The sequence below is a fragment of the Tautonia sp. JC769 genome (assembly GCF_040717455.1).
Classification (GTDB): Bacteria; Planctomycetota; Planctomycetia; order Isosphaerales; family Isosphaeraceae; genus Tautonia.
This window is the reverse complement of sequence record NZ_JBFEFH010000030.1, coordinates 1-25,954: the sequence shown is the minus strand read 5'-3', so window position 1 is coordinate 25,954 and position 25,954 is coordinate 1. Positions and strand designations below refer to the sequence as shown.

The 25,954-nt window shown below is 68.2% G+C and carries 16 protein-coding genes and 1 pseudogene; 15 read left to right on the top strand and 2 right to left on the bottom strand.

What is annotated here, in order from left to right:
• Nucleotides 1-23: 23 nt before the first annotated feature.
• Nucleotides 24-161, bottom strand: coding sequence for a hypothetical protein (locus tag AB1L88_RS22770; RefSeq protein ID WP_367098994.1), 138 nt, complete (start codon nt 159-161; stop codon nt 24-26).
• Between the two features lie 280 nt (nt 162-441).
• Here AB1L88_RS22770 and AB1L88_RS22765 point away from each other — a divergent pair, with 280 nt between their 5' ends.
• The 13 genes from AB1L88_RS22765 to AB1L88_RS22705 all read left to right on the top strand — a co-directional run bounded on the left by AB1L88_RS22765 (nt 442) and on the right by AB1L88_RS22705 (nt 22,276).
• A complete protein-coding gene (locus AB1L88_RS22765; protein ID WP_367098993.1) occupies nt 442-2,007 on the top strand; it encodes a sigma 54-interacting transcriptional regulator in 1,566 nt (521 codons plus the stop codon).
• A 631-nt stretch (nt 2,008-2,638) separates the two neighbouring features.
• Nucleotides 2,639-4,171 (top strand): NADH:flavin oxidoreductase, encoded by a 1,533-nt coding sequence (locus AB1L88_RS22760; protein ID WP_367098992.1) that lies wholly within the window; start codon nt 2,639-2,641, stop codon nt 4,169-4,171.
• Nucleotides 4,164-5,876: a cytochrome c gene (locus AB1L88_RS22755; protein WP_367098991.1), complete on the top strand. Its 1,713-nt coding sequence runs from the start codon at nt 4,164-4,166 to the stop codon at nt 5,874-5,876. Before AB1L88_RS22760 ends, AB1L88_RS22755 begins: the two co-directional genes overlap by 8 nt.
• Nucleotides 5,873-6,274, top strand: a complete 402-nt coding sequence (locus AB1L88_RS22750; protein ID WP_367098990.1) for a hypothetical protein — start codon at nt 5,873-5,875, stop codon at nt 6,272-6,274. Before AB1L88_RS22755 ends, AB1L88_RS22750 begins: the two co-directional genes overlap by 4 nt.
• Nucleotides 6,271-7,797 (top strand): cytochrome c, encoded by a 1,527-nt coding sequence (locus AB1L88_RS22745; protein WP_367098989.1) that lies wholly within the window; start codon nt 6,271-6,273, stop codon nt 7,795-7,797. Before AB1L88_RS22750 ends, AB1L88_RS22745 begins: the two co-directional genes overlap by 4 nt.
• A 71-nt stretch (nt 7,798-7,868) precedes the next feature.
• A complete protein-coding gene (locus tag AB1L88_RS22740) occupies nt 7,869-9,044 on the top strand; it encodes a hypothetical protein (protein ID WP_367098988.1) in 1,176 nt (391 codons plus the stop codon).
• A 63-nt stretch (nt 9,045-9,107) separates the two neighbouring features.
• A complete protein-coding gene (locus tag AB1L88_RS22735) occupies nt 9,108-9,893 on the top strand; it encodes a papain-like cysteine protease family protein (protein ID WP_367098987.1) in 786 nt (261 codons plus the stop codon).
• 9 nt (nt 9,894-9,902) lie between these two features.
• Nucleotides 9,903-10,634, top strand: a complete 732-nt coding sequence (locus AB1L88_RS22730) for a hypothetical protein (RefSeq protein ID WP_367098986.1) — start codon at nt 9,903-9,905, stop codon at nt 10,632-10,634.
• A 324-nt stretch (nt 10,635-10,958) separates the two neighbouring features.
• Nucleotides 10,959-14,249: a sodium/calcium exchanger protein gene (locus AB1L88_RS22725; RefSeq protein WP_367098985.1), complete on the top strand. Its 3,291-nt coding sequence runs from the start codon at nt 10,959-10,961 to the stop codon at nt 14,247-14,249.
• Nucleotides 14,250-14,284: 35 nt separating this feature from the next.
• Complete coding sequence (locus AB1L88_RS22720; protein WP_367098984.1) at nt 14,285-16,495, top strand: GMC oxidoreductase; 2,211 nt, start codon at nt 14,285-14,287, stop codon at nt 16,493-16,495.
• Nucleotides 16,496-16,523: 28 nt separating this feature from the next.
• A complete protein-coding gene (locus AB1L88_RS22715; protein WP_367098983.1) occupies nt 16,524-19,121 on the top strand; it encodes a hypothetical protein in 2,598 nt (865 codons plus the stop codon).
• A 208-nt stretch (nt 19,122-19,329) separates the two neighbouring features.
• Entirely contained in the window at nt 19,330-21,834 is a 2,505-nt protein-coding gene (locus AB1L88_RS22710) for a PAS domain S-box protein (RefSeq protein WP_367098982.1), read from the top strand.
• The gene (locus AB1L88_RS22705) at nt 21,794-22,276 is read left to right on the top strand and encodes a response regulator (protein ID WP_367098981.1); all 483 of its coding nucleotides are present in this window, start codon (nt 21,794-21,796) and stop codon (nt 22,274-22,276) included. Before AB1L88_RS22710 ends, AB1L88_RS22705 begins: the two co-directional genes overlap by 41 nt.
• A gap of 215 nt (nt 22,277-22,491) precedes the next feature.
• Here AB1L88_RS22705 and AB1L88_RS22700 read toward each other — a convergent pair whose 3' ends face one another.
• Complete coding sequence (locus AB1L88_RS22700) at nt 22,492-24,126, bottom strand: sigma 54-interacting transcriptional regulator (protein ID WP_367098980.1); 1,635 nt, start codon at nt 24,124-24,126, stop codon at nt 22,492-22,494.
• Between the two features lie 475 nt (nt 24,127-24,601).
• On the opposite strand from AB1L88_RS22700, the gene AB1L88_RS22695 reads away from it, so the two are divergent.
• Both AB1L88_RS22695 and AB1L88_RS22690 read left to right on the top strand, forming a co-directional pair.
• Nucleotides 24,602-25,543: a M28 family peptidase gene (locus AB1L88_RS22695; RefSeq protein ID WP_367098979.1), complete on the top strand. Its 942-nt coding sequence runs from the start codon at nt 24,602-24,604 to the stop codon at nt 25,541-25,543.
• A gap of 31 nt (nt 25,544-25,574) precedes the next feature.
• Nucleotides 25,575-25,954, top strand: a pseudogene (locus tag AB1L88_RS22690) (hypothetical protein); the annotation flags it as partial.

The following is a 25,954-nucleotide window of genomic DNA, read 5'->3' as shown; positions in this document are numbered from 1 at the left end:
TTTGAGGGGCCGGTCCGGGGGATTCAGGGCAGATCTTCGTCGGCGGGGGACGCGGCGATGAGGTCCCGCTCGGACCATCCGGCGAGGAGACAACACCGCTCCTCGATCAGGGTCGGGGGACGCTGCATGGCCCGGTCGGTCATGACGAACATCGTGGTCATCGCCCTGCTTTCGGTCGGTGGCGTGGGGATGGTGGGTGGCGGCCGGTCGGGTTGGGGGCACGCCCACCCCGGCACGGCCGGGGTCGCCGGCCCGATCAAGGCCGGCACGGCAGGTGGAAGGAGCAAGGCGCGGACCAACCACCGGAATTGCAGCTTTCCCGGGGATTATCCGTGAGATATCATCGAATCGTCGTTGGGACTGGCGGAAACCGCGAAATAAGACGGTTTTAGGCCGTGATATCCCACGGGTAAGCCGTTTCATTTCACGGAATCTCGCCCCATGGAGCGTTACGCGACGTTGCTGCTGGAGATCTGGCGTGAGGTCTGCCGTCACATCGAGATCGCCGAGTCGGTCGAGCGCCTGGCGCCGCTGCTCGCCCGTCGGGTGGCCGCCGACCTGGTGCTCGTGAGGCGGATCGACGTGCCGGGCGGGTCCGTCGACACGGTGGCGATGGGCCATTGCCGCCCCGGCCAGGCCGACCCGAGGCCGCGGAGCGAGCTGACGACCGAGGGGGTCCAGCGGCTGATCGCCTGGTGCCACCGCCGGCAGGTGCTTCGGCTGGCCCACCGTTCCCGGACGGCCGGCCCGCCGGGGCTGCTGCCCGAGGGGCTCTCGGGCGAGATCCTGGCCGGGCCGCTCATCGCCGAGGAGGGGCCGGTCGGGATCTTGCTGCTGACCACCTCGCCCCCGAGGCAGTTTCGCGACGAGCATGCCGAGCTGCTCGGCGCCCTGCTCGACCCGTTCACGGTCGCCCTGGAGAACGACCGGCGGCTTCGCGAGCTGACCACGCTGCGCGAGGCGGTCGAGGCCGACAACCGGTCCCTGCTGACGAAGCTCGGCCGGCTCGACATCAGCGATTCGATCGTCGGCGCCGAGGCGGGGCTCCGGGAGGTCATGGAGCAGGTGGCCCAGGTCGCCCCGTCCGATGCCCCGGTCTTGATCCTCGGCGAGACGGGATCGGGGAAGGAAGTGATCGCCCGGGCCGTGCATGCCCGGTCGCGGCGGGCCAGGGGGCCGTTCCTGCGGGTCAACTGCGGGGCGATCCCTCCGGAGCTGGTCGATTCCGAGCTGTTCGGGCACGAGGCCGGCAGCTTCACCGGGGCGGTCGGCCAGCGGAAGGGGTGGTTCGAGCGGGCCGACGGCGGGACGCTCTTCCTCGACGAGGTCGGCGAGCTGCCCCCGGCGGCGCAGGTGAGGCTGCTGCGCGTGCTCCAGGACGGGCTGATCGATCGCGTGGGGGGCGAGCGATCGGTCCCGGTCGACGTCCGGATCGTCGCCGCGACGCACCGAGACCTGGAGGCGATGGTCGCCGACGGCCGATTCCGACAGGATCTCTGGTACCGGATCGCCGTGTTCCCGATCCGCTTGCCAGCCTTGCGCGACCGGCCCTCGGACATCCCGGCCCTGGCGGCGCACTTCGCCATGCGCTCCTCGAAACGCCTGGGGATGCCGCCCTTGTCGCCGACGGCCGCGGAGATCGGCCTGCTGGTGACCTATCCCTGGCCGGGCAACGTGCGGGAGCTGGCCGCGGTGATCGAGCGGGCGGCGATCCTCGGCGACGGGGAGCGGCTGGAGATCGCCCGCGCCCTCGGCTCCCCTCGCGAGCCGTCCCCGGTGATCGCCCCGACTTCGGCCGCCGCCCCGACGGCCGATCCGGGGGGCGAACCCTTCATGGCGCTGGAAGCGGCGGTGGCCCGGCATATCGAGTCGGCCCTGGAGCGGAGCCGAGGCCGGATCGAGGGCCCGACCGGCGCCGCGGCATTGCTGCGCGTCAATCCCCACACGCTGCGGTCGAGGATGCGGAAACTCGGCCTCGACTGGGGTCGATTCCGGGCACGGGGTTGACCCGGAATCGATCGGGTTTCAAAGGGCGGATCGGGGCCTGGCTCTCGACATCATCGCCGGGGCCGCCGAATCGGAGGCGATGGGTCCATCGGGGCGGCAGGCGTCTGTGCGTCCGGTCCACCTGCACGCTCCCGGGCCTCGTAGGTGCCCGTCGAGCGTTCCGGACCGGGTTCGATGCATGAAGATTTGGAAAATCGACGATCGGAAAAAGAAAATTCATGACATCCGAAAGAATTTCCGTGACACCTGGCTGTTGAGTCTGTTAGAAGGAAGATGATTAGTTTGGCAATGTAGATGCTGCGGTCATCAGCACATCACGATAGCAGTCGACATTTCGGTCTACCTCTGCCGGGGCAAGGGGGCAGAGATAGGGTAATTTGGGCGAGTTTGCGGGCCGAAGCGGCGGCTTATCCCTGCGTGCTCGAACGCATTTCGCGGCGATCGATCGTTCCGATGAGGGCATCATCGGATGAATTTCGTCAAAATGTCTAGATAATTCGCCACATAATATGAGACGTGCGGATGCGGGGCGTCCGCCCCGGCGAAGGCGCGATCGACTCGGGTTGGACCGTTGCCGAGGACTCCCACATTGGGTTGATTGAGGGCGGCACCCATGGGACACGAGACCGGGATGACGACTGGGATGGGCACGCCGTCTCCGGATGCGGGTCCGAACGCCGCGATCTTCCAGCCCCTGGAATGTCCGAGCGGCCTGAAGATCAAGAACCGCCTGTTCCGGTCGAATGTGTCGGGTCAGTTCGACGAGTACAACGGCCAGGGCGGCTACGCTCGCATCAACTGGGAGGAGAGTTTCGCGGCCGGGGGGGTGGGGGCGATCATCTCCTCCTTCACCCCCGTCATGGTCGGCGGCCGGATCATGATCCGCTACGCCATGATCGACGACGACGACAAGATCCCGTTCTGGAGGCTGGTCGGCGAGCGGGTCCACGCCCACGACTGCCGCTATCTCCTCCAGCTCAGCCACTCCGGGCGCCAGCAGGACAATGGCGGTGTCGAGAATCGCATGCGTCGATCGCTCAGCTCGACCGACCGCGCCGACTACTTCCACGGCATCCTTTGTCGGTCGGCCACCGAGTCCCAGATCCGGGAGATCATCGGTGCATTTGCCGCCGGTGCGCGGCGGGCGAGGGAGGCCGGCCTCGACGGGGTGGAGTTGCACGGGGCCAACGGTTACCTGATCACCCAGTTCCTGAGCAGGGGCATCAACGACCGCCGGGACCGCTGGGGAGGATCGCTCGAGAATCGGGCCCGGTTCCTCCTCGAGATCGTCAAGGCCATCCGGGCCGAGGTCGGCCCGGGGTTCCACCTCCAGCTCAAGATCAACGCGGCCGATTACAATAACGCACTGTTCCCCTGGCGGAAGCGAGGCAACCGGATCGAGGAGACGATCCCGATTTGCAGGTGGGCGGTCGAGGCCGGGGTGAATGCCCTGCACATCTCCTCCGGCAGCATCTTCCCCCACCCCCGGAATCCTCCCGGCGACTTCCCGCTGCGCGACGTGGTCGCGTACTACGACAGCCTGATGAACGCCGGGACGCGCGTCCGGATCAACTACAAGATCTTCACGACACCCGTCCTCGGGCCGCTCTTCCGATGGTGGTGGAACCACCGCCGCGGCCTCGCGTTCGACGAGATCTCCTCGGGGATCAACCTGGAGGCCGCGGCGGCCATCAAGGGAGCCGTCCCGGGGGTCCCCGTGATCGTCACCGGCGGCTTCCAGGATGCCAGCGTGATCCGAGGGGCCATCGAGCAGGGCCGGGTCGACGCCGTCTCCATCGCCCGACCCCTGATCGCGAACCGAGACCTCCCCAGGCTCTTCGAGCGGGGCCTCGACTGGTCGGACCTCCCCCGGATCGAGCGGGAGGGCGGCACCTGGCCCCTGAGGAACAAGCACCGCTGCAGCTACTGCAACCGATGCCTGCTCAACGACCTGGAGAGCCCGCTCGGCTGCTATGACCGCAATCGCTACGACTCGTATGAGCAAATGATCGCCGAGGTGATGCAGGTCTATCAGCCCAATCCGTGGGGCATCCCCGAGCGGTTCGGGCTGGCGACGACCAATGGCAAGGGGCCGTCCGGGGCGGCGGCCGGGGGCATCGTCGAGCCCGGCATCCGGGGGATCGGGGAGGTGGACCGTGGATAAGAACAGGATCCTCGACCCCCTCGAACGCGAGCTGAGGCGCCGCAGGCGCATCGTGAAGGCGACCCTGGTCATCGCGCTCCTGGCCGTTGCCTGGGCCGCCTACTGGTTCGTCTTCGCCGAGATCCCCCGGGACTACGACAACCCGGTCGACCATTTCAAGTACGGTTCGATCGGATCGGAGACGAGCGGCGGCCTGCCGCTGAGGCTCTGGGAGGTCCTGCCCGCGGCCTTCCCGGAGCACCTGCCCGACCCGGACGCCTACCGGGCCATCGCGGCCGATCGCCGCACCCCGCTCGACGGCTACCGTCAGTTCGGCTTCGTGACCGAACCGGACCGGCCCTTGCCGATCGGCTTCAGCGTCCGCCGTCGCGGTGCCGAATGGGTCGGCCTGAATTGCGCCGTCTGTCACGTGGGCACGATTCGGGTCTCCGACGGGCTCGATCCCGACCGGATCTACCGGGACACCCCGCTGACCTTCGCCCTCCCGGGGATCGGCGAGGCCCCCCCGACTCCCCCCCGCGATCGGGCGATCGTCCTGGGGATGCCCGCCAATACGGTGAACCTGACCGCCTACTTCGAGTTCCTCTTCGACTGCGCCCGGGACCCGAGATTCACCGTCAATTACTTGATGGCGCAGATCGAGGCCGATGGGTCGCTCGGACCGGTCAAATCCCTCTTCTATCGTCAGGCGATCCCGGCGGTCCGCGAGGGGCTGCTGACCCGCCGCGATCAGCTCTCCTGGACCGAGCAGAACCCCCCGGCCGGACCGGGTCGGATCGACACATTCAACCCTTACTGGACGATGATCTTCAACTATCCCTGGAACGGGACCAACGGCATCGCCGATTTCCCATCGATCTGGAACCAGCGGCCCCGGGACGGCATGCAGCTGCACTGGGACGGCAACAACACGTCGGTCCTCGAACGGAACCTCAGTGCCGCCTTCGGCGCGGGGGCCACCCCGGTCTCGGTCGACCTGCATCGCATGAAGATGGTCGCCGACTGGATCGGATCTCCCGAGGACCGCCGGGCGTCTCCCGAGCCCGACGCCCGCCGGGAGACCACGCCTCGTTCGGGAGAGCTGGAGATCCCCCGCTTCCCGTTCCCGATCGATGAGGCCCTGGCCGCCCGAGGCCGCGAGATCTACTTCGAAGCCGACTCCGACCCCTCCCGTTCCGGCGTACAGAGCTGCGCCTCCTGCCATGATTTCGAAGGCCAGGACGTGGGGAAGGTGGTCTCGATCGACGCGATCGGGACCGACCGCCACCGGCTCGACTCGTTCACCGAGGAACTGGTCGCGAACCAGAACACGCTGGGCATCGGCCACCCGTGGCGGTTCCACCAGTTCCGCAAGACGCATGGCTACGCCAACCACCCCCTCGATGGCCTCTGGGCCAGGGCGCCCTACCTGCACAACGGCTCGGTGCCGACGCTCCGAGACCTGCTGGAACCTCCCGAGCGACGGCCTAAGTCATTCTATCGGGGCGATGACGAATACGACCCTGTGCGGGTCGGATTCCGGAGCGACCGCGACACCTCAGGCGACGGCCGCCGGTTCTTCCTGTTCGAGGTCGGGGCGGTCGGGCCGTCGGGCAATGGGGGCAACGGCAACGGCGGGCACCGCTACGGCCTCGAACTGGATGAGGCCGACAAGGATGCGCTGGTCGAGTATCTCAAGACCGAAGGGGGGGGCGACGCGCCATGAACCGCTATGCCGTCGGGTTCCGCTGGGCCGTGATCCTCGGCGTCGTCGCCAACCTCGCGCTGGCAGTCCCCGGCGTGTTCGTCCCGAACGCGGTGCTCGGGCTTGTGGGCCTGCCGCCGGCGATGCAACAGATCTGGCCGTCGTTCGCGTCCTTGCTGCTGATCCTGCTGAGCCTGATGTACCTCCCCGCGTCGTACGACCCCTTCGCCTATCGGCCCGTCGCCTGGCTGGCGGTCGGAGCCCGGGCCGCCGGCGCGATCTACTTCCTGGGCTTCCACCGGGAATACCTGGCGTTCGGCCTGCTCGATCTGCTCTTCGGTCTGATCGAGGGCGTCTTGTTGCTGGCCGCCTACGCTCGCGGCCCCGTCGACCCCGAACTCGCGGAGGCGCACCCGTGATCCCTCGCTCGCTTCCCCCGGCTGATCGCCGGAGGCTCGGCCGATGGCTCTGGCGCGGGCTGGCGGCGCTCGTCGTGCTGGCCGCGGTCCTCGGCCTGGGCGTCTATGTGATGCTCTTCCGGGAGGTGCCCCAGCGCCTGCCGGTGGAGCCCGGCGTGGAGCCGATCGCGACCTATTTCAAGTACGGCTCGATCGGCGCCGAGAACACCGACGGCATCCCGTACCCGATCTGGGTCGTCTTGCCCCACGTCTTCGCCGACAAGCTCCCCAGGCCCGGCGGCTACCTGGCCTTCGGCATGCCCTGGGAGGCGGGCGACGAGCTGCCGATCGGCATCTCGAAGAAGACGATCGGCTTCCCCAGGGTGGCCATCAACTGCGCCTTCTGCCACGTCGCCAGTTACCGGACCGAGCCGGACGGGCCGCGCCAGGTCGTACTGGGGGGGCCCGGCAATCGCGCCCGGCCGCTCGAATACGTCCGCTTCCTCTCCGAATGCGCCGAGGACCCCCGATTCAACGCCGACACGCTGCTCCCGGCCATCCAGTATTACTTCGACCTCTCGCCGGTCGAGAAACAGCTCTACCGTCATGTCCTGATCCCGCTGACCCGAGACGGACTGCTCGAGCAAGGGGAACGCTACGCCTGGACCGAGAGCCGGCCCGACTGGCTCGTCGGCCGCATCGACCCGTTCAACCCGGTGAAGTACCGTCAGCTCGGCATCGACTGGCGGGAGGAGCGGGAGGAACTCGGCTTCGAGACCATCGGCAATTCCGACATGCAGCCGCTCTGGAACCTGGCGATGCACCGAGCGGCCGAGCCCGGCGGGCCGCTCCCCTACTCGTACCACTGGGACGGCCTGAATACGGATCTGAAGGAGGTCGTCTACTCGGGGGCGATCGGCGACGGAGCGACCACCGAATCCCTGCCCGTGCAGGAGCTGGACGCGATGCAAGCCTGGCTCGAACAGCTGCCGCCGCCTCCCTATCCGTTCCCGGTCGATCGCGAGCTGGCCGACCTCGGCAAGCCGATCTACGACCGCCTCTGCGCCGACTGCCACGCCTTCGACGGCACGCGCACCGGGACGGTCATCCCCCGGGACGAGATCGGCACCGACCCCCATCGGATCGACATGTGGACCGAGGAGGCCATGACCATCTACAACTCGTTCGCCCGGGGCGAGCCCTGGGCCTTCCGGGCGTTCGTCAAGCAAGACGGCTATGCCTCGGTGCCGCTCGACGGCCTCTGGCTCCGCGCCCCTTACCTGCACAACGGCTCGGTGCCCACCCTGGAGGATCTCATGAAGCCGTCCGGCGAGCGGCCGAAGGTCTTCTATCGGGGCTATGACGTCTACATCGACGGCGGGACCGGATTCATCTTCGAAGGCCCGGAGGCCGAGGCCGAGGGGGACCGCTACGACACCGCCGTGCCCGGCAATTCCAATGTCGGCCACGAGGGGCCCGACTACGGGACCGATCTCCCCGAGTCCGAGAAGCGGGCGGTGATCGAGTACATGAAAACGCTCTGATTGTGATCGGCGGCCTCGGGTCGTCCTCGATGCCGGTGCCGCCCGGTTGGCTCCCAACGGAGGTGTTTGTGATGAAGCGGGTGCTCGTGTGTCTGATCGTGGCCGGCCTCGTCCCGCTCGCCCTGGCGTCCCAGCCCCTCCCCCAGGAGCAGGAGGCCGGCCAGGCCGAGACCTCGTCCCCGGCGAAGGCGGGGGACCGGGTGACCATCACGACCGCCAACCGGACCATCTCCGGCAAGGCGCGTGCGTCCCGAATCCCCGGCTGGATCCTCGTCGAGGATTCGGCGACCGGCCGGGAACTCTGGGTGCCGATCCAGGCCATCCAATCGCTTGCCGTTGGTGAGGCGGAGGAGGAGGCCCCCGGGGCGGTCGTCGATGAGGACCTGGCCCCAGGCGCCGCGCGGAAGAAGTACGTCGTCTACGTCCACGGCATCTGCCACCACGATTCCGGCTACTCGAACGGCTGGTGGCGTGCGATGAAGCCGTTCGCCCCCGATATCCCGGACGCCAACCGCCGGGAAGTCCTCTGGAGCGACCTGGTCAATCTCGCCCCCGGTGCCGTCGACGCGGAGGCCGAATTGAGCGAGGACGAACAGGCCGAGCAGGCCGAGGTGGAGCAGCAACTCCTGGACACCCTGCGCGACCGCGCCGAGCGGCAGCAGGTCGAGGCGCCCGGCGGCAGCGTCTTCGAGGGGGAGGAGGATGCGCCTGGCGGTCTCATCGACAACATCCCAGGGGTGAGGTGTGTCGATGACTTCACGCGGTACATGCTCGAGATGCCCCTTCGCCAGCAGATCGTCGGCCGGTTCATCGCCGTGGTGGCCCCGCTGCTCCAGGAAGAAGGCGTCGAGGTGATCGTCATCAGTCATAGCTGGGGGACGGTCGTGGCGCTCGACGGCCTCAGGCAGCTCTCGACCCAGCCGACCCCGAGCCGGGTCAGCAACCTGTTCACGGTGGGCAGCGCCCTCTCGATCGGTGAGGTCCGCCGGCGTCGCTACCCCGGCGAGGATTTCATCGAGAGGCCGTCGAACGTCGGTCGCTGGGTCAACCTCAACGCCCGGAACGACGTCGTCGGTGGCCCCCTCCGGCAACGTTACCGGGTCGATTTCGAGTACCTCGACCTCCCGCCTATCGGCTGCGGGAGCTTCTTCCCCACCCCGTCCTGCTCGCACAGCTCCTACTTCGAGGGGAGCAACGTCGCCGTCAACCGGGACATCTTCGGCCGGTTCATCGGCATGAGACCCTGAGCCCCGCCGTTCCACGCCCGCGGGAGGGCGAGATTCCACCCTTTTACCCGAACGGAGAGGTCGATGTTCCGACTCCGAACCATTGCGCTGGCCGGCGCGATGCTGTCGACGGCCGCCGCCGCGACCCTGACAATCCTCCACCAGCGTCCCTCGGAGGCGAGCCCGCTGCCGGCCCAGCCGAGGTCCAAGATCCTCGGGCTCGACCTGCAGCCGCAACGCATGGGCAACTGGTGCTGGGCGGCCTCCGGCCAGATGGTCATGGACTTCGGAGACCGGAGCGAAGGGCAGGATATCAGCCAGTGCACGCAGGCCCGGTTCCGGGTCGAGCAGCTGATCGCGCTGGTGGGGGGGACTGATCCCCCGCCCAATTGTTGCAGCCAGCCGGTCGACTGCAATCGGACCGGCTGGCCGATCTTCGACAGCTTCGAATTCCAGTCCAGGAACACGGCGTCGGAGCCGCAAAGCTGGCTCCCCTGGGAGACGATCGTGGCCGAGATCGATGCCGAGCGGCCCATTTGCTTCTCGATCAAGTGGACGGGCGTCGGGGAGCGAGGGGGCCACATGGGGGTGATCCACGGCTACGAGGAAACCGCGGATGGCGAGCGGTTCCTGCACATCATGGACCCCTGGCCGGTGCCGCAGCCCCAGTCCGACATCCCGGAATTGCAACGAGGGGGGACCCCCTGGCGGCTCGCGTACGACCATTACGTCCGGTTCGACGACGTCTCGGAGGGGCCCGAGGCCCAGGAGCGGGGCATCCCGTTCCACTGGAAGCAGCACCGTCACTGGCGGGACTATTACGAGATTCGGCCGATTCCCCAGGAGAACGGCCCGAATGGGCCGGAGTGAGTCGATCACATGGACATCAATCTCATCGCGTCGCTGGCGCTGGCAGTGAGTTCCCTTGGGATCTTCGGCTGCGGCGGCTCCGGGCCCGCCCCTCAGCGGTCCGGCGAGCCCGGGCGGGAGGGCCCGCAGGCGGGCATCCAGGAGATCCCGGATTCGACCCGCGCGAGCCTCGAACGGTCGGCTCGGGAGACGCTCCAGAGCCTCCAGGACTCGCCGGACGAGGCGCCGAGCGGGGTCGACGAGGGAAACCTGACCCTCGAGGCGCCCATCACCTTCTCGTCGATCCCGGCGGCCTCGCTTCTGGAGGATGGGCCCGGTGGGGCCGGGCGGGTCGAGGACCTCATCGACCGGTCCGAGCGCCGGGTGATCTTCCCGATTCGGAGCGGCAACAGGGTCGTCAGGTCGATGCTCTATCGGCTGGAGTTCATGGACGATGCCCCGGGTGCCGTCGGCCCGCCCTCGGTCTCCAATCGGGCCGACCCGTTCACCCTCCTCGTCGAGGAGGCCCGCCGGAAGCAGGGCAGGGAGCGGCCCGAGGTCGACTACAAGGGCGTCTCGGTCTTCTCGCTCAACCAGCACTTCCTCTACTTCAATGAAGGGGACCGGGAAATGATGATGCCGATCGCCACTGATCCCGGCATGGGCTTCACCGCGGGTGAGGCCTTGCCCGCCGCCGAGGTGCTGGAACGCCTCCGGGAGCAGCTCATGACCGAGCTCTCCGGGGAAGAGGCGCCGGGCTGATCGACCTTCCAGGGACTACGTCCAGGCACCGAGGGGGCCGGTCCATTGTGCCCGATTGTCGATGGATGACGCCTCGGTCGTCTGGAGCGGCCCACTGGAGATCGGCCCGCCCGCGTTCCGCGAGGACACCATCGAGGACATTCGACAAATTCGAATGCAAATGCTTCAAACGGGGCCGCTCCCCCCGATGTGGCCCACCCTGGTCGGGTGGGGAGGCGAACACAGCAGGTGTCTCCCCGTCTCGAGTCCGAATCCCGATTGAGATCGGTTGAGGTGCCAACCATGCGTTTCCGGGCATTGCGATCGGGCTTGGCGGCCGCACTCGTGGTTCTCCTTCTCCTGTCCGGGTGCGGGGACCGCGTCCCGCCGGATGAGGCACTCCAGCGTGTCCGGGAGGGAGGGGGCGAGTATGCCGACCTTGGGCCTCGATCCGACCCCGTCGACTGGCAGCGGGCGGCTGAGGCGTACTACCCTCCGGCCTATCGCGACTACTTCGAGGACATGGACGCCATCGGTTCGACCGACGAGGCCGGACCCAGGCCGCTCGGACTCGACGACCAGGCGATCAAGGGGCGCAACGCCTGGGTCCTCTGGACCGCCGGCAACGAGGCATGGTGGGACTGGCTCGCCCGATACGGATACGGCACGATCGACCTGCTCAAGCTGATCGACGACCGGGGCCGAGAGTCCAGGTTCGCCCGCTCCGGGCTGGTCAACGAGCCCGGCACGAGGCCACCGACCCCGGAGGAGACGGAAGAGGCCTTCGGGGTCAGGTATGCCAGGCCGGTCATGGAGCCGACCCACGGCCTCGAAGTTCATGTCGAGTACCGCGACGATCGGGACGACTGGGAACCCCCGGACCCGAGGGTCTATGGATATCCCACCGGTGTCGTCGGGCTTCGCCTGTTCCGCAACCCCGACTTCGACGCCGCCGCCCAGCGGCAGTGGGATCCGGACCTCTACTACGCAGACACCCCCGAGGGGCGACGCTACTCGGCCAGCCCGGAGACGATCCGCCCGTTCCGGGTCGGCATGAGCTGCGGGTACTGTCACATCGCCCCCCACCCGCTCAGGCCGCCGGCCGATCCCGAATTCCCGAAATGGGAGAACCTCTCCAACAACATCGGCAACCAGTTCATGCGAATGCGGGTCGCGTTCGGCAACTCTTTGAGGCCGGACAACTACTTCTATCACGTCTTCGACTCGTACATGCCCGGCGCGGTCGATACCTCGGGGCACCCCTCGGACAACAACAACAACCCGAACACGGTGAACGCCGTCTTCGGGCTCCGCGGCCGGCTCGACCGCGCGCAGCACAACCCGATGGAGACCCTCGGCCAGGACTCGCTCTCCTACGTGGCCGCTCACACCGACGAGGGGGGGGAGAACCCGAGGCACCTGGCCCGGGTCCTGCTCGACGGCTCGGACAGCGTCGGGGTCCACATCGCGCTGGCGAGGGTCTACCTGAACATCGGCACGCATCACCAGCAGTGGATCCGGACGATCAACCCGCTCCTCGGGTTCCACGACCAACGCCCCTTCAAGCTCGGGGACATCGCGGGACATTCGCTCTACTGGCACGCGACCCGGATCCGGGTCAACCCCATGGCCGCCTTCTTCCTGGCCTCCACCGACCCCATGAGGCTGAAGGACATCGAGATCGTCGGCCCGGACGGTGCTCGGCAGGAGCAGCGGGAACGGGACCTGCTCAGGGAGCACCTCCGAGGGACTGGCCTCCCCTGGTACAGCAAGGCCTCGGAGGACGGTGAAAGCCCCCCGGAAGGCGAAGGCCCCCCCGCGGTCGGCGACCCCGAGGCGGATTACGAGATCGGCCGGCAGGTATTCGCGAGGGGGTGTATCGCCTGCCACTCCAGCGTCCAGCCCGGAGACGTGCTCGCGCTGGAGGAGAAGCTCGTCCCGCGAGAAGACTTGAAGTACCTGCCTCCCCTCGGCCCAAGCCCCCCCCCCGGCAAGATCTGGACGAGGGCGGAATGGGAGGACCAGATGGACGTCACCCTCGCTGGGCGCCGCCGGCTTCGCCTGACCCTCGAGGACCGGGCCCGGCTGGCCAGGGGGGACGGTCGCTTGCCCGCCTCCTACGCCGAGTGGGCCGGCGAGGCGGTCAAGCACCGGGAGTTCTGGGAGTATCCTTCGCTGGCCTGGGACCTCAACGGCAACCCGGTGCTGGGCGAGGACGGCCAGCAACAACGCCTCGTCGTCCATAACTTCCTGTCCATCGACGACCGGCTGCCGATCACGATCCCCCGGACCAATTCCGGCCGGGCCATGGCGACCAATTCGGTCCACGGCCACGTCTGGGAAGACTTCGCGTCGCTGACGTATCAGGAACTGGGCGAGGTCGGCCCGATCTCGTACCGCGACCCGGTCTCGGGGGCATCCAAGACGTACTCTCCCCCCGGCGGCGGGCCGGGTTATTACCGCGTCCCGTCGTTGATCAGCGTCTGGTCCACCGCGCCGCTGCTGCATAACAACGCGCTGGGCCTGTTCAACAACGACCCGAGCGTCGAGGGGCGGCTCTCGGCCTTCGACGACGCCATCGATCGCCTGCTCTGGCCAGACAAACGCCGGGTCCCCTCCCGGCAGGTCTACTGGCCGGGCGCCGGCTCCTCCACGACGGTTCACGACGCCTGGTATCGCGACAAGAATGCCGACGAGGCCGTCGACGACCCCGCCCCGCTGACCCAAGCGGGGCTCGCCTCGGCCGCCGACCAGCGCGAGCGGGACGGCGGATGGATCTGGCGCACGACCGAGGAAAGCTGGCTTTACTTCAACGCCCCCCACGTCCCGATGCTCGTCGGCGGCGTGGTCGGGCTCTCCCGATACCAGATGCAGCTCGTCGCCTGGATCCCGGCCCTGGTCTTCCTGGTCCTGGGGATTGCCCTGCTCCTGAGCGGCCGGTTGGTCCGCTTCCGGGAGCGGATCGGGCGCCGGCTCTCCTGGCTGGAATGGTTCTTCGGGCCGTTCCGTTGGATCATTGCCACCGGCAGTTTCGTGCTGGCGGTCGTTTCGATCTATGTCATCTGGCGTTTCTGGCCGGCGGTCGAGCTGATCGACCTGGGGACGGGTGGGGCGATCTCGGGTCTCCGAATCCAGGCGATCCTCTTCCCGGCGGTCCTGTTCGCCTCGACCGGCCTGATCTTCTCGGTGCACCTGATCCGGTCCGAGCGGGCCCGCACCCTGATCACGCGATGGCTCGGCGTCCTTTGCCTGGTGCTCTCCGTCGTGGCCGTCCTCGGGGTGGGCCGGACCCTCGCGGGCGTGGGTGAGAATATCCGGATCGGCCCGGTCCCCGAGGGCGTCCCGGTGAACATCGTGGCCAACTTCGACCCGCACGCGCCGAAGGAGGCCCGGCTCGATGCCTCGAAGGCGCTGGTCCACTTCTTCTCCAGGCATCAGGAGCAGGCCCAGGCCGATCGCTCCCTCGAGGCGAAGGATCGTCGCAGGAGGGAATTCGAGGTGAAGGTCGCCCCGCTCCTGCTCCGGGCGAGCCGGTGCCCGGACTTCGTCACCGACCGGGGGCATGATTATGTGTTCATCCGCGACTTCACCGACGAGGAGAAGCGTGAGCTGATCGCCTTGCTCAAGACCTTCTGACGACGATCGCCGCGGCCTTTGGATGCGACGGGCCCATGAGTGAGATCCCGGACGATTGGCGGGTCCGCGACCGGACCCCGATCGATTTCATCGTCGTCGGCGCCGGCGCCGCCGGCGCCCCGCTGGCGGCTCGCCTGGCCGAACGCGGCTACGCGGTGCTCGTGCTCGAGATGGGTCCCAAGCAGCCGCCCCCATCCGACGGCGACGCGGTCGAGGTCACCGACGTGCCCTTGCTCCACCCGGCCGCCAGCGAGGACCGCCGCCACGGGCTGCGGTTCTTCGTCAAGCACTTCGACCACGACCCCGAAGGGAGCCGCGACTGGAAGACGCACCCCAGGCCGGGCGACCCTCCCCCGGCCCGTCGGGATGAGCGGGGGATCTACTACCCGAGGGGGCAGGGCGTCGGCGGCAGTACTGTCATCAACGCCATGATCACCATCTGCGGCCCGCCGGAGGACTACGACGAGATCGCCGAGGCCACGGGCGACGAAAGCTGGCGGGGCGAGCGCATGCGTCATTACTTCCAGCGCGTCGAGCGCTGCCACTACGCCCGCCCCTCACTCTGGGCCTCGCTGCGCTCCCTCTTCGGCAGGCGGACCGGCTGGGAGGGCAGCCGGCATGGGTTCCAGGGTTGGCTCGACGTCACCCTCTCCAGCCTCCGGATCGTCAAGCGGGATCGACGCCTCTTCCAGGTCGTCCGGGCCGGGTTCCTGGGAGGGGCCAGGTCCGGGGCCGAGCGGCTCGGGGAATTGCTCCGGGCCGTGCTCTCCGGGAGATTTTTCCCCGCGCTCGACCCGAACCACTGGGAGACCCTGCGGCGGAGCGCCGAGGGAGTCGCCCGCCTCCCGGTGGCCATCACCCCGAACGGCCGACGTTCCAGCGCCCGGGACCGCCTCCTCGGGGTGCTCGATGATCGGTCGCCGCACCGAGAGCGCCTTTGGCTTCGATCGGAATTCTGCGTGACCGGGATCCTCCTCCGGCACGACTCGGACGGCGGCCCCGGGCCCAGGGCGGTCGGGGTCCGCTGCCTCCCGAGGGCCCATGTCTACGAGGCGGACCAGGATGCCCGGGTGGTCGAGCCGTATCCCGAGGCCGAGGAGGTCCACCTCCACTGCCGACGCGAGGTGATCCTCTGCGGGGGGGCGTTCAACTCTCCCCAGTTGTTGATGCTCTCGGGCATCGGCCCGGAGGAACACCTGCGATCGCTGGGCATCGAGCCGATCATCGATGCTCCGGGAGTCGGCCGGAACCTCCAGGACCGCTACGAGGTGCCGATCATCGCCACCGTCACCGACCGGTTCCGGAGCCTCGACGGCGTGGGACTCTCCCCCTCGACGCTGGACGACCACCTGCGTCACTGGGTCGAGCGCCCGGGGGCGTCGGCCGATCGCCGGGGACTCTACGCCACCAACGGCGCGCTCATGGGGATGTTCGTCCGCTCGACGTTCGAGGACAGGACCCCCGACCTCTTCCTCTTCGCCCTGGCCGGCTACTTCGACGGCTATTTCGTGGGCTACTCGCATCCGGATAACTTGCTCCACCGCCTCCCGGGTAGCCAGTCCACCTTCAACCGGACCATCACCTGGATGATCCTCAAGGCGAGGACCCGGAACCGGGAGGGGTCTGTCCGCCTCCGGTGCCGGAACCCCCTCAGGCGGCCCGAGATCCACTTCCGCTCCTTCCCCACGCCCCCCGAGGGGACGACGGATCCGGACCTCGAGGCGATCGAGGAAGGCGTGAACGTCGTCCATCAGATCCTCGAGGCCGGCGAGGAGCGGGGCGTTTTCGATCGTCGCATCTACCCGGGGGGGCTCCACGAGGACTTCGGCGGCGACGTCAGGGAGTGGATCAAGCACACCGCCTGGGGGCACCACGCCAGCGGCACCTGCCGGATCGGCGCCGATGGCGATCCGCTCGCCGTGCTCGACAGCCGGTTTCGGGTCCGGGGGACCTCGGGCCTCCGGGTCGTCGACGCCTCGGTCTTCCCCCGCATCCCGGGGTTCTTCCTCGTCTCCAACGTCTTCACCATCGCCGAGAAGGCCGCCGACGCCATCGCCGAGGACCACCCGATCCCCGAGGCCCATTTGCCTCCCGAGGCCAGGGCCGAGCGGGATCGAACCCCCATCCTCCCGTCTCGCCCCGACTTCATCGCCCGCCGTGCCTACCCCGCCGCGATGGAACGGGCCGAGTCGGAGCTGGTCGCCGCCCGCCGGCGGTCGGCCGGCCTGATCGAGCCGCTCGAATAACCCTCACGCCACTTGCCGGGGCAGAACCTTGAACGGATTTCCCGAACACCGCGATTCGGCAACCGGCCGCCCTTGGCTCCTGGACCTCAAGACCTTCGAGCCCACCCGCGAATCCCCGGAGGCTTCCCCCTCGGCCGCCGAGGACCGGGCCGGGGCGCTTCCCGCGGATGCCCTGGGCCTGGCGCTCTCCGGCGACGGCATCCGCGGCGCCGCCTTCGGACTCGGGATGCTCCAGGCGATGGCCAGGGCGGGATGGCTCCGCCGCGTGGACTACCTCTCGACCGTCTCAGGAGGCGGGTACATCGGCGCGTTCCTGGGTCGGTACTTCGACGCCGCCCGGGAGCAGCCGGGAGAGCCGGGGAGGACCCCCGGGGCCGTCCACGATCGCGTCGCCCGGGGCCTGATCGGCCACGACTCGCCGCCCATCGAATGGCTCAGGAGGCACTCGGACTCCCTGACGCCGGGCGGCCCGGTTCACCTCGCCGGCTTCCTGAGGAATCTGCTGGCCGTCTATGTGGTGCTGGGGGTGACGTTCCTCGCGCTGTTCGGCGTCCTGAACGCGGTCGGGTACAGCCCGTCCATCGTGGCGTTCGCGGTCCGCGCCGATCACCTGCTCGGCGGCCTCTCGCCCTTGACCTGGCAACTCCCGGAGGGCTGGGCGGGGCCCTGGTTGGTGCTGGCCGAGCTCTCGCTCTGGCTCGGCACGGTCCCCCTGATGGTCGCCTACTGGCTCGTCTCCCAGGACCTGCCCGAGTCGTTCATCGCGGCCGTCCTCGTGGCCTCGGGGATCATCGCCGCGTCGCTGACGTTCCTCACCGGGGGCGCGCTGCCGCTGGCGATCCTGGCGGCGGCGGTGCTCTGGGCGATCGCCTCGTGGGCCGCGGTCCGCCGGTCCGAGGGGCCGGCGGACCCCGCCCATCCCTACCGGCTCTCGCTGGCCAGGGACCACCTGACCGGACAGCTCGCGATCGCCCTGGTCGTCACCCTGAGCCTCGCGGCCTTCGCCGCGCTCGACGGCGTGAGCCGGTGGCTCGCCTTGCTGATGATCGAGGGCGGCCTGACTGTGCAGCGGGTCTCCGCCTGGCTCGTCTCGGTGGGGACCGCGGTCGTGGGGTCGGCCACGCTCCTGAGGATGCTGGTCGTCTCCGTTGCCGAGCAATCGCCCGGCGTGGCCGCCTTCAAGCGGGGCAAACGCCGCGTGATCGGGGCGGCGATCGCGTTGGTGCTCGGCGTCGCCCCTCCGCTGATCGCCCTCTCGTTCGTCAGCCATGCGTCGTATCAGGTCGGGCGGGCCTACACCCTGGGGCTGGCGGTCACCGCCGTGGCGGGGGCTGTGAGCCTGCTCTTCGGCACCCGGGAGTGCGTGCCGTTCATCAACCGATCGAGCCCGCTGGACATCGCCGCCGGCCGGCTGGCCAGGTCCTTCCTCGGCGCCGTCAATCCCGACAGGCGACGGTCTCCGGAGGGCCAGGACGCGAGCCGCCCGGTCGCCGGCGACGACGTGCCCTGGGACCGTTATCGGCCCGATCGGGCCGGCGGGCCGTTGCACGTGATTAATTGTGCCATCAGCGAAACGATCGACATGCCCTCGCATCGGAAGGTCCGGGACCGCCAGGCGGAGAACCTCGCGGTCGGCCCGGTGGGGGTGAGTGTCGCGCGAGACTGGCACGCCTCCTGGGTCGACGGCCCGCCGCCCGGGCGTCCCCTCCGGCCCTTCCTCGACGGGATCGCCCCCGACCCCTGGCGGGTCCGGTCCCGGGAGCCCGCCCCCGCCGAGTCGCTCAGCCTCCGGGAATGGATCGCGGTCTCGGGGTCGGCGGCCGGCCACGGACTGCGGCGACGGCCCGGGGTCAAGGGCAGCCTCCTCTCGACCCTCGCCAATGCCCGGCTGGGCTACTGGTGGGACTCCGGGATCGACGCTCGGGACCGGGATCGGCCGGATTCGCCCCCCGATGACGGGCCGTTCGCTCGCCTCGGGTCTGGGATCGCCGGCCTCTTCCGGGCCCAGGGGCTGCTGCTCTCGGAGCTGACCGGTCGCTTCGGTGGGCCCTGGCTCCGCCATTGGTACCTCTCCGATGGCGGGTTCTTCGAGGCCACCGGCGCCTACGAGCTGCTCCGCCGCCGACTCCCTTACGTGATCCTCTGCGACGCGTCCGAGGACCCTGATCGGGTCGGATCGCTCCTCGCCGAGCTCGTCAGGCTGGCCCGGATCGACTTCGGGGCCGAGATCTCCGAGATCTCGCTCGTCCCCGAGGCGCTCCGGACGATCGGCATCCCGGAGCAGGTCCTCGACCATCTCGGCACGCTCGAAGATCTCCATGCACCGGCCGGCGGGGTCGCCCGCCGGCACGCGGCCCTGCTCCGCGTCCGCTATCCCGAGGCTCCTCCGGGAAGCACCCCCGACCCCTGGCTCTCAAGGCGGCAGACCTGGCTCCTCTACCTCAAGCCCACCTGCACCGGCGACGAGTCGGCCGATGTGCGCAGCTATGCCGCCTCCCATCCCGATTTCCCGAACGGGACGACCCTCGACCAGAACTTCGACGAGGCCCGGTGGGAGAGCTATCGCAAGCTCGGCGAACACATCGGATCCCGGTTGTTCGTCACCGCCCCGCGGGACATCGCCTAGCCGATTCCCGGCCGCAAGTCTCGCCCGGGAACGTGGGCGGCCGTTGTTGAGATTCGATGCCTCGGGGGCCGGACCTTCCCCCGGAGGGCCGGCCTGCATCCCGCTGGCCCTCCGGATCGTCCGGGCGTATGCTTCCATTTGGGAAGCGCGTTGATGCGTCCCCCCGCTCCTCGTCCTCGGTTCGCTCCCATCATCAGGAGAGCGCGCGATGAGCAGAGCAAGGCTGAATCTCGGGGTCCCGTTCACCCTCCTCCTCGGTGCCATCGTCCCTGCGGTGATCATCTGGCTGGCCGATCTCCTCTTCTCGGATCGGCGGTGGGTTCACGTCCCGTTCCATTCCGTCGTCGAGGCGCTGGGGGCGTTCGCCGGGCTCACGCTCGCAGCCGTGCTCCGCTTCCTCTGGCTGAACAAGGCCCGATCGGCGCACTACCTCTGGACCTCGAATGCCCTGATCGGCATGGGAGTGCTGGACGGATTCCATGCCGCCGTGGGGCCCGGCGAGTCCTTCGTCTGGTTGCGGAGCACCGCGACCCTGGTGGGCGGATTCCTGCACGCGATGGTCTGGCTGCCGGAGCGGGCCACCCGGTCGGGGGCGGTCGCCGCCCTCTCGGGCCTGATCCTGGTCGTGACGGTGCTCTTCGGCGTCCTCTCGATCACCGCTCCCGGCATGATCCCCCTGATGGTCGAGGTCGACGGGGGGGCGTTCACGACTACCGCAAAGTCCATCAACGCGCTCGGGGGCCTGTTCTTCGTCGGTGCGGCGGCGCGATTCCTGAGCTTCTACTGGCGGACGGGCCATGTCGATGAGCTGCTCTTCGCCAACCTGATGTTGCTGTTCGGGGTGGCGGGCCTGCTGTTCCCGTTCTCGCGAATCTGGGAGGCCGACTGGTGGTGGTGGCACCTGCTCCGCCTGCTGGCCTACGTCATCGTGCTCGGCAATACCTTCCAGATCTATCGCCATGCCGAGGAGCAACTCCGGGCGATGAACCTGATGCTGGAACAACGCGTGGCCGAGCGCAGCGCGGCCGCCGAGCAGCGGTCTCGGGAGCTCGCCGACACCGTCAACACCCTCGAACGGGAGATCGCCGAACGCCGGAGGGCGGAGGAGGCGCTCCTGAAGGTCACCCGAGCCGTCGAACAGAGCGCCAATCTCGTCGTGATCACCGACCGCCAGGGCCGGATTGAGTTCGTGAACCCGGCGTTCGCGAGGGTGACCGGCTACTCGATGGCCGAGGTCCTCGGCAAGAACCCCCGGATCTTGAAATCGGGGCGCACCCCGCCCGAGGAATATCGGCGGCTCTGGCAGACGATCACCTCCGGCCAGGAGTGGCGGGGGGAATTCCACAACCGGAAGAAGGACGGCCGACTCTACTGGGCGTCGGCCTCGATCTCCCCCATCCGAAGTCCGCAGGGGTGCATCACGCATTACGTCGCGATCGAGGAGGACATCACCGAGCTGAAGCGGGCCGAGGAGGCGCTGCGGGCCTCGGAGCAGCGCTACCGACAGCTCACCGAGGGGACCCAGGATGCGATCGTCGTGGCCGACCAGCAGGGGTGCATCACGCTGTTCAACACGGCCGCCCAGCAGACCTTCGGCTATACGGAGCGGGAACTCCTGGGGCAGCCCCTCACCCTGCTGATGCCGGAGGAATCGCGTGACGCCCACCAGAAGGGCTTGCAACGCTACCTCGAGACCCGAGAGCCGCGGGTGATCGGCCGGACCGTCGAATTGCGGGGCCGGCGCAAGAGCGGCGAGACATTTCCGCTGGAGCTCTCGCTGTCGGTCCTCGAACTCCCCGAAGGGCTCGCCTTCCTGGGTGCGATCCGAGACGTGACCGATCGCCACCAGATGCACGCGAGGGTCGTCCAGTCGGAGAAGCTGGCCTCGCTCGGCCTGCTCAGCGCGGGGGTGGCGCACGAGATCAACAACCCCCTGGCCTACGTGGCCAATAATCTGGCGGTGATCGAGCGGGATCTGCAGGGGTTGATCACCTTGGCGACGGCCTGCGAGAAAATCCGGCCGGAACTGGAGGCGAACCAGCCGGGAGTCGCCGCGGAGTTCCTCGACGTCGCCGAGACGATCGACCTGTCGTACCTGAGCGAGAACCTCGGGCCGATCCTGACCAGCACGCGCCGGGGGGTCAAGCGGGTCGCCGACATCGTGCAGAACCTGAGAGGCTTCGCCCGGCTCGATCAGGCGGCCGTCGACCGGGTGGATCTCCACGAGGCGATCAGCAGCAGCCTGGAACTGATCCGGGGCCGGCTGGGCCGGCGACGCATCCACGTCGACCAGGATCTCGGCGAGCTCCCCCGGGTGGTCTGCGCCCCCGCCCAGGTGAATCAGGTGATCCTGAATCTGCTGGTCAATGCCCTGCAAGCGATCGAGGCGACCGACCGGGGCGAAGGCCGGATCGAGATCCGGACCCGGATGGACGGGGACGAGGTGGTCATCGAGATCGCCGACGACGGCTGCGGCATCCCGGCCGAGCACCTCGCGCGGATCTTCGACCCATTCTTTACGACCAAGCCGGTGGGGCAGGGGACCGGCCTGGGGCTGGCGATCAGCCACGGGATCGTCCAGGACCACGGCGGCCGCATCGAAGTCCGGAGCACCCCCGGCCAGGGGAGCCGGTTCCGGGTGATCTTACCCATTGAAGGAAAGGGGAAGCACGATGACCGCACCGCACAAGCCCTGCCTGCTGGTCGTCGATGACGAGCCCGAGGTCTGCAACTCGGTCTATCACCTGCTGCGCCACAGGTACCACGTCCTGCGAGCCCATGGCGCCGCCGAGGCGATCGAGATGATGGCCCAGCATGAGGTCGAGATCATTATGACCGATCAGCGGATGCCCCTGGTCTCCGGCGTGGAGATGCTTCAGAAGGTGAAGAGCCGGCATCCCGAGGCCATCCGCATGCTGTTCACCGGCTATGCCGACATCAACTCGGTCATCGCGGCGATCAATCAAGGGCACGTCTACCGCTACCTGACCAAGCCCTGGCAGCCAGAGGAGCTCGAGGCGGCGGTGGATGATGCCGCCGCCGAATATCTCCGACTCGTCGAGCGGACCGACGAACTGACGCACTGCCGGGAGCGGATCGCTCAACTGGAGCAGGAGAACCGGCAGCTCCGCGCGTCGCGGGGGGGTCGTCCTTGAGGAACCGGACGAAATCCCGCTCTTCGGGATCGGATTCGTATGGGACGGTCGCCGATCACGTCCCGAATTGATGCGGCCAGATCCGTCCGATGATAACGACGTTGCGATCAGCGCATGTTATATCAAAGATCATCTCTTCGAACGATTGGACGAACCCTGCCAGGAGCAAGGTCATCGCGCCGTTCAGCACCCGCTCGGGGCGTGCAATGTCCGGGCTAATCTGCGGCAGGGGATGGGGGCCGGCCTTCGAGACCTTCCGGTGACCTGAGTCGCTCGAGGAACTGCGGGTCGTGCCGATCTCTCACGACACGCCAGTCCAGGTCCAGGCGCCGGCCGGCGGCCCTGAAGTTCTCCCCCGACTGTCGGTAGGCCAGCGCGTAGTAGCGGCCGAGGAGCTCATCCCTCGTAAGGGACGCCCCTCGGACCATGCTTAGGAACTCCTCGACGGGAGTCCCGGGGCGTCCGCCCCCTTCGAGAGGGGTCGGCCTGTAGGTGCCGTGGACCATGACGTTGCGGACGCAGCGGCTGAGCTCCCGGAAGTTCCCGGGCCAGCGATAGCCGGCCAGATTGGCTTCGACCCATTCGACGACCTCGCCAGTCAACACGTCGGCCTCGCTGGCGGCCCACTCGGCGTCGAGCGCGCCGTCGCGTCCCGGGGTCAACTCGCCGAGGAGCTGGTTTGCGAGGAACCGGACCAGCTCCGGGAGATCCTGCGGGCGGTCGTCGAGTTGCTCGGCGAGCGAGGGGGTCGCGATGTGGTCGTCGGACAGCCGGTGGTAGAAGTCCTCGCGGAACCGGCCATCGCGCATCGCGGCGGCGAGGTCCCGATTCGTCGCAGCGATGATCTTGCCGTGGAACTCGAGCGGCCGGCCCGTCGTCTCTCCGACTCGGGCGAAGTGACGCTCCTGGAGGACGCGGAGCAGCTTGACCTGGATCGCCTCGTCGAGCTCGCCGATCTCGTCGAGGAACACCGTGCTGTTGGGCCCGTTGCACAGCTCCAGCCACCCTTTTCGCTCCAAGGCCCCGTTGAATGCACCCTTGACGTGGCCGAAAAGCTCCGACTCGATCAGCGTCGGCACGAAGGCGGAGAGGTTCAGCGGCGTGTACTGCGACACGGCGAATTTCTTCGATCGTTCGTCGAACTCGAGGTACCGAGACCGACCGATCGCCTGGGCCACCAACTCCTTCCCCGTCCCGGAAGGGCCGGTGATCAGGGTCGTGATCGAAGCCATCCGGCCGTGCAGGACTCGCGTATATCGACGCATGTTGCGCGTGAAGATCGATTCCCAGGCCGCCGCCCGCAGCCGGGCCGCTGGCATCGAGCCGCCGATGATCTTCTGGAAGATGTGGGTGAAGGCCCGTTCGATCTGGTAGAAGCCGGCGAAGATCACGGCCGGGTCGTGGTCCGAGGGGAGCCGCCTGGCGGGGACGCGGAGCAGGTGCTCGAACTCGCGGCGGAAGCCATCCCAGAAACCGACCGGCTCGCCGTCCCGGTCGCGGTCGCGCATCACCAGGCCGTCGAAGGCGCTCATGTGATGGCTATAGAGCAGGTAGAGGGCGAGGTCCTCGTAGAGCAGCAACTCCTCCGATGATGCAGGATGGCCCTGTTCCAGCCGGGAGCGCATCTCCCCGACGAGTCCCTCCGCCTGCCCCCTCATGGTGAGCACGTTCGGGAAGAGTCGCTCGATCGAGACTCCCGGCCGGGCCCAGATGACCGGACCCACCTCGACGAACGCGTCGCCCAGCGCCCGGCGTTCCAGCGCGAGCCGCTCGGGCAGGAATGGGTTGCAGTAGCCGATCCGGGCGATCGCCCGGGCGATCCGACTCTTGCTCGGGCTCAGCAGGGCCATTGGCACTACTCCTCGTGAAGCCGGACACGGACGATGCCTGATGCCGCAATCCTACAAAAAATGTCGCCTGCCTCGTTGATTCGTACGGAAAATGACCCACATCCCCATAAAACAGGAACCGGAAATTGGCTCAGAAAATCTCATAAGTCTATTTTCTGCAATGACTTGCAGGATTGAATGTTGCCCGGCACGGGATTCGTTATCTCGACGGATCGACGGGTCGATGCGGATTGAAGATCCATGCCGCCCTGGCTCCTTGACCGGTTCTCCGGGCGGATGCACTTCGTGCTGATCGTGGTGCGAGGGGTGGGGGCTGATTGGAAGAGAAGGACTGGCTCAATCACGTCGGAGAACGATTATGAGACACCGGGAACCTCGGCGAGGGGGACGATCTGTCCTTCTGCGGCGCATCGTCATCGGCGTCGCGATCGGTTCCGTGGTCCTGATCGGTCCGACAATCGGGGGCTATGAAACCATGATCCGCATGCCAGGCAGGAGTCATCGGGGGCCGCTGCCTTCACTGGATCGGGAGCAGGTAACGCTTCGAGACTTGCTCAAGGAGTACGTCGATCTCCTCGCCGTTGAGATCGGCGGCCGATCACTGGATGCCGACCAGGAGGGGCTGGCCGAGGCGGCGAAGGCGCTGGAGATGGAATTGTCCCGGGCCGGATACAACGTCGATCCTCAAGTGTTCGAGGTACGCGGGCAGCCCTGCGCAAACCTGATCGTCGAGATTCCCGGGAGGCGGAAGCCGGATGAGATCGTGATCGTCGGTGCCCACTACGATTCATGCGGTGACCTCCCCGCGGCGAACGACAACGCCTCCGGCGTCGCGGCGACGCTCGCCCTCGCACGCTCCTTCGCTGGGAGGGGATCGCCCGCGGGCCGGTCCCTCCGGTTCGTGCTCTTCGTCAACGAAGAGCCCCCGTTCTTCCAGACCGACGCGATGGGCAGCCGGGTCTACGCCCGGAGGTGCCGGGAGCGGGGCGAGCAGGTCGTGGCGATGCTCAGCCTTGAGACGATCGGCTATTACTCGGACGAGCCCGGCAGCCAGAAGTACCCCTTCCCGCTCAGCGCCTTCTATCCGTCGCGGGGGAACTTCATCGGCTTCGTGGGCAACGTCGCCTCGCGGGGACTGGTGCGGCGGGTCGTCGGCTCGTTCCGCAGGCACGCGAACTTCCCCTCGGAGGGCGCGGCGTTACCGAGCCGCCTCCCGGGCGTCGGCTGGTCCGACCACTGGGCATTCTGGCAGGAAGGGTATCCGGCCCTCATGGTCACCGATACCGCACCCTTCCGCGATCCCCACTACCACACTCCCGAGGACATGCCCGAGACGCTCGACTTCGACCGCATGGCCCGGGTCGTTGCCGGGCTGGATCGCGTGATCACGGACCTGGTCTCAGACCCGGTGGACTGACCCGATGACTCGATCGCAAGGGGATCGCACGATGGAAATGTCAACTCGATCGCGAGGGGGACGCCGTGCCCTGCGGGCATGGGTCGTCCGCGGGGCGGCCGTCGCGAGCGGGCTGCTCGTGCTGCTGCTGGTCGTCATCGCCGCCAGGACGGCCCTGTTCCGGACCAGGCAGATTGACGTGCCGGAGGCCAAGGCGATCGAGCCGCTGGAGGGCTTCTCGGGGCGGTTGGCGGCGGCACTCCGACTCCGCACGACCGCGCCGAAGGAGGGGGAAGCATTCGACCCGACGCCGTTCGAGGACCTCCACACGCTCCTGTCCGACTCGTACCCGATCGCCCACGAGCAGCTCGACCGCAAGGTCTTCGGCGGTTACAGCCTCCTCTACCGGTGGCGGGGAACGGATCCGGCCCG

What these genes read in the sequence shown, in the direction of transcription:
- AB1L88_RS22770 (WP_367098994.1), bottom strand. Translation starts at nt 161, where the DNA reads ATGACCACGATGTTCGTCATGACCGACCGGGCCATGCAGCGTCCCCCG.
- AB1L88_RS22765 (WP_367098993.1), top strand. Translation starts at nt 442, where the DNA reads ATGGAGCGTTACGCGACGTTGCTGCTGGAGATCTGGCGTGAGGTCTGC.
- AB1L88_RS22760 (WP_367098992.1), top strand. Translation starts at nt 2,639, where the DNA reads ATGACGACTGGGATGGGCACGCCGTCTCCGGATGCGGGTCCGAACGCC.
- AB1L88_RS22750 (WP_367098990.1), top strand. Translation starts at nt 5,873, where the DNA reads ATGAACCGCTATGCCGTCGGGTTCCGCTGGGCCGTGATCCTCGGCGTC.
- AB1L88_RS22740 (WP_367098988.1), top strand. Translation starts at nt 7,869, where the DNA reads ATGAAGCGGGTGCTCGTGTGTCTGATCGTGGCCGGCCTCGTCCCGCTC.
- AB1L88_RS22735 (WP_367098987.1), top strand. Translation starts at nt 9,108, where the DNA reads ATGTTCCGACTCCGAACCATTGCGCTGGCCGGCGCGATGCTGTCGACG.
- AB1L88_RS22730 (WP_367098986.1), top strand. Translation starts at nt 9,903, where the DNA reads ATGGACATCAATCTCATCGCGTCGCTGGCGCTGGCAGTGAGTTCCCTT.
- AB1L88_RS22720 (WP_367098984.1), top strand. Translation starts at nt 14,285, where the DNA reads ATGAGTGAGATCCCGGACGATTGGCGGGTCCGCGACCGGACCCCGATC.
- AB1L88_RS22710 (WP_367098982.1), top strand. Translation starts at nt 19,330, where the DNA reads ATGAGCAGAGCAAGGCTGAATCTCGGGGTCCCGTTCACCCTCCTCCTC.
- AB1L88_RS22705 (WP_367098981.1), top strand. Translation starts at nt 21,794, where the DNA reads ATGACCGCACCGCACAAGCCCTGCCTGCTGGTCGTCGATGACGAGCCC.
- AB1L88_RS22700 (WP_367098980.1), bottom strand. Translation starts at nt 24,126, where the DNA reads ATGGCCCTGCTGAGCCCGAGCAAGAGTCGGATCGCCCGGGCGATCGCC.
- AB1L88_RS22695 (WP_367098979.1), top strand. Translation starts at nt 24,602, where the DNA reads ATGATCCGCATGCCAGGCAGGAGTCATCGGGGGCCGCTGCCTTCACTG.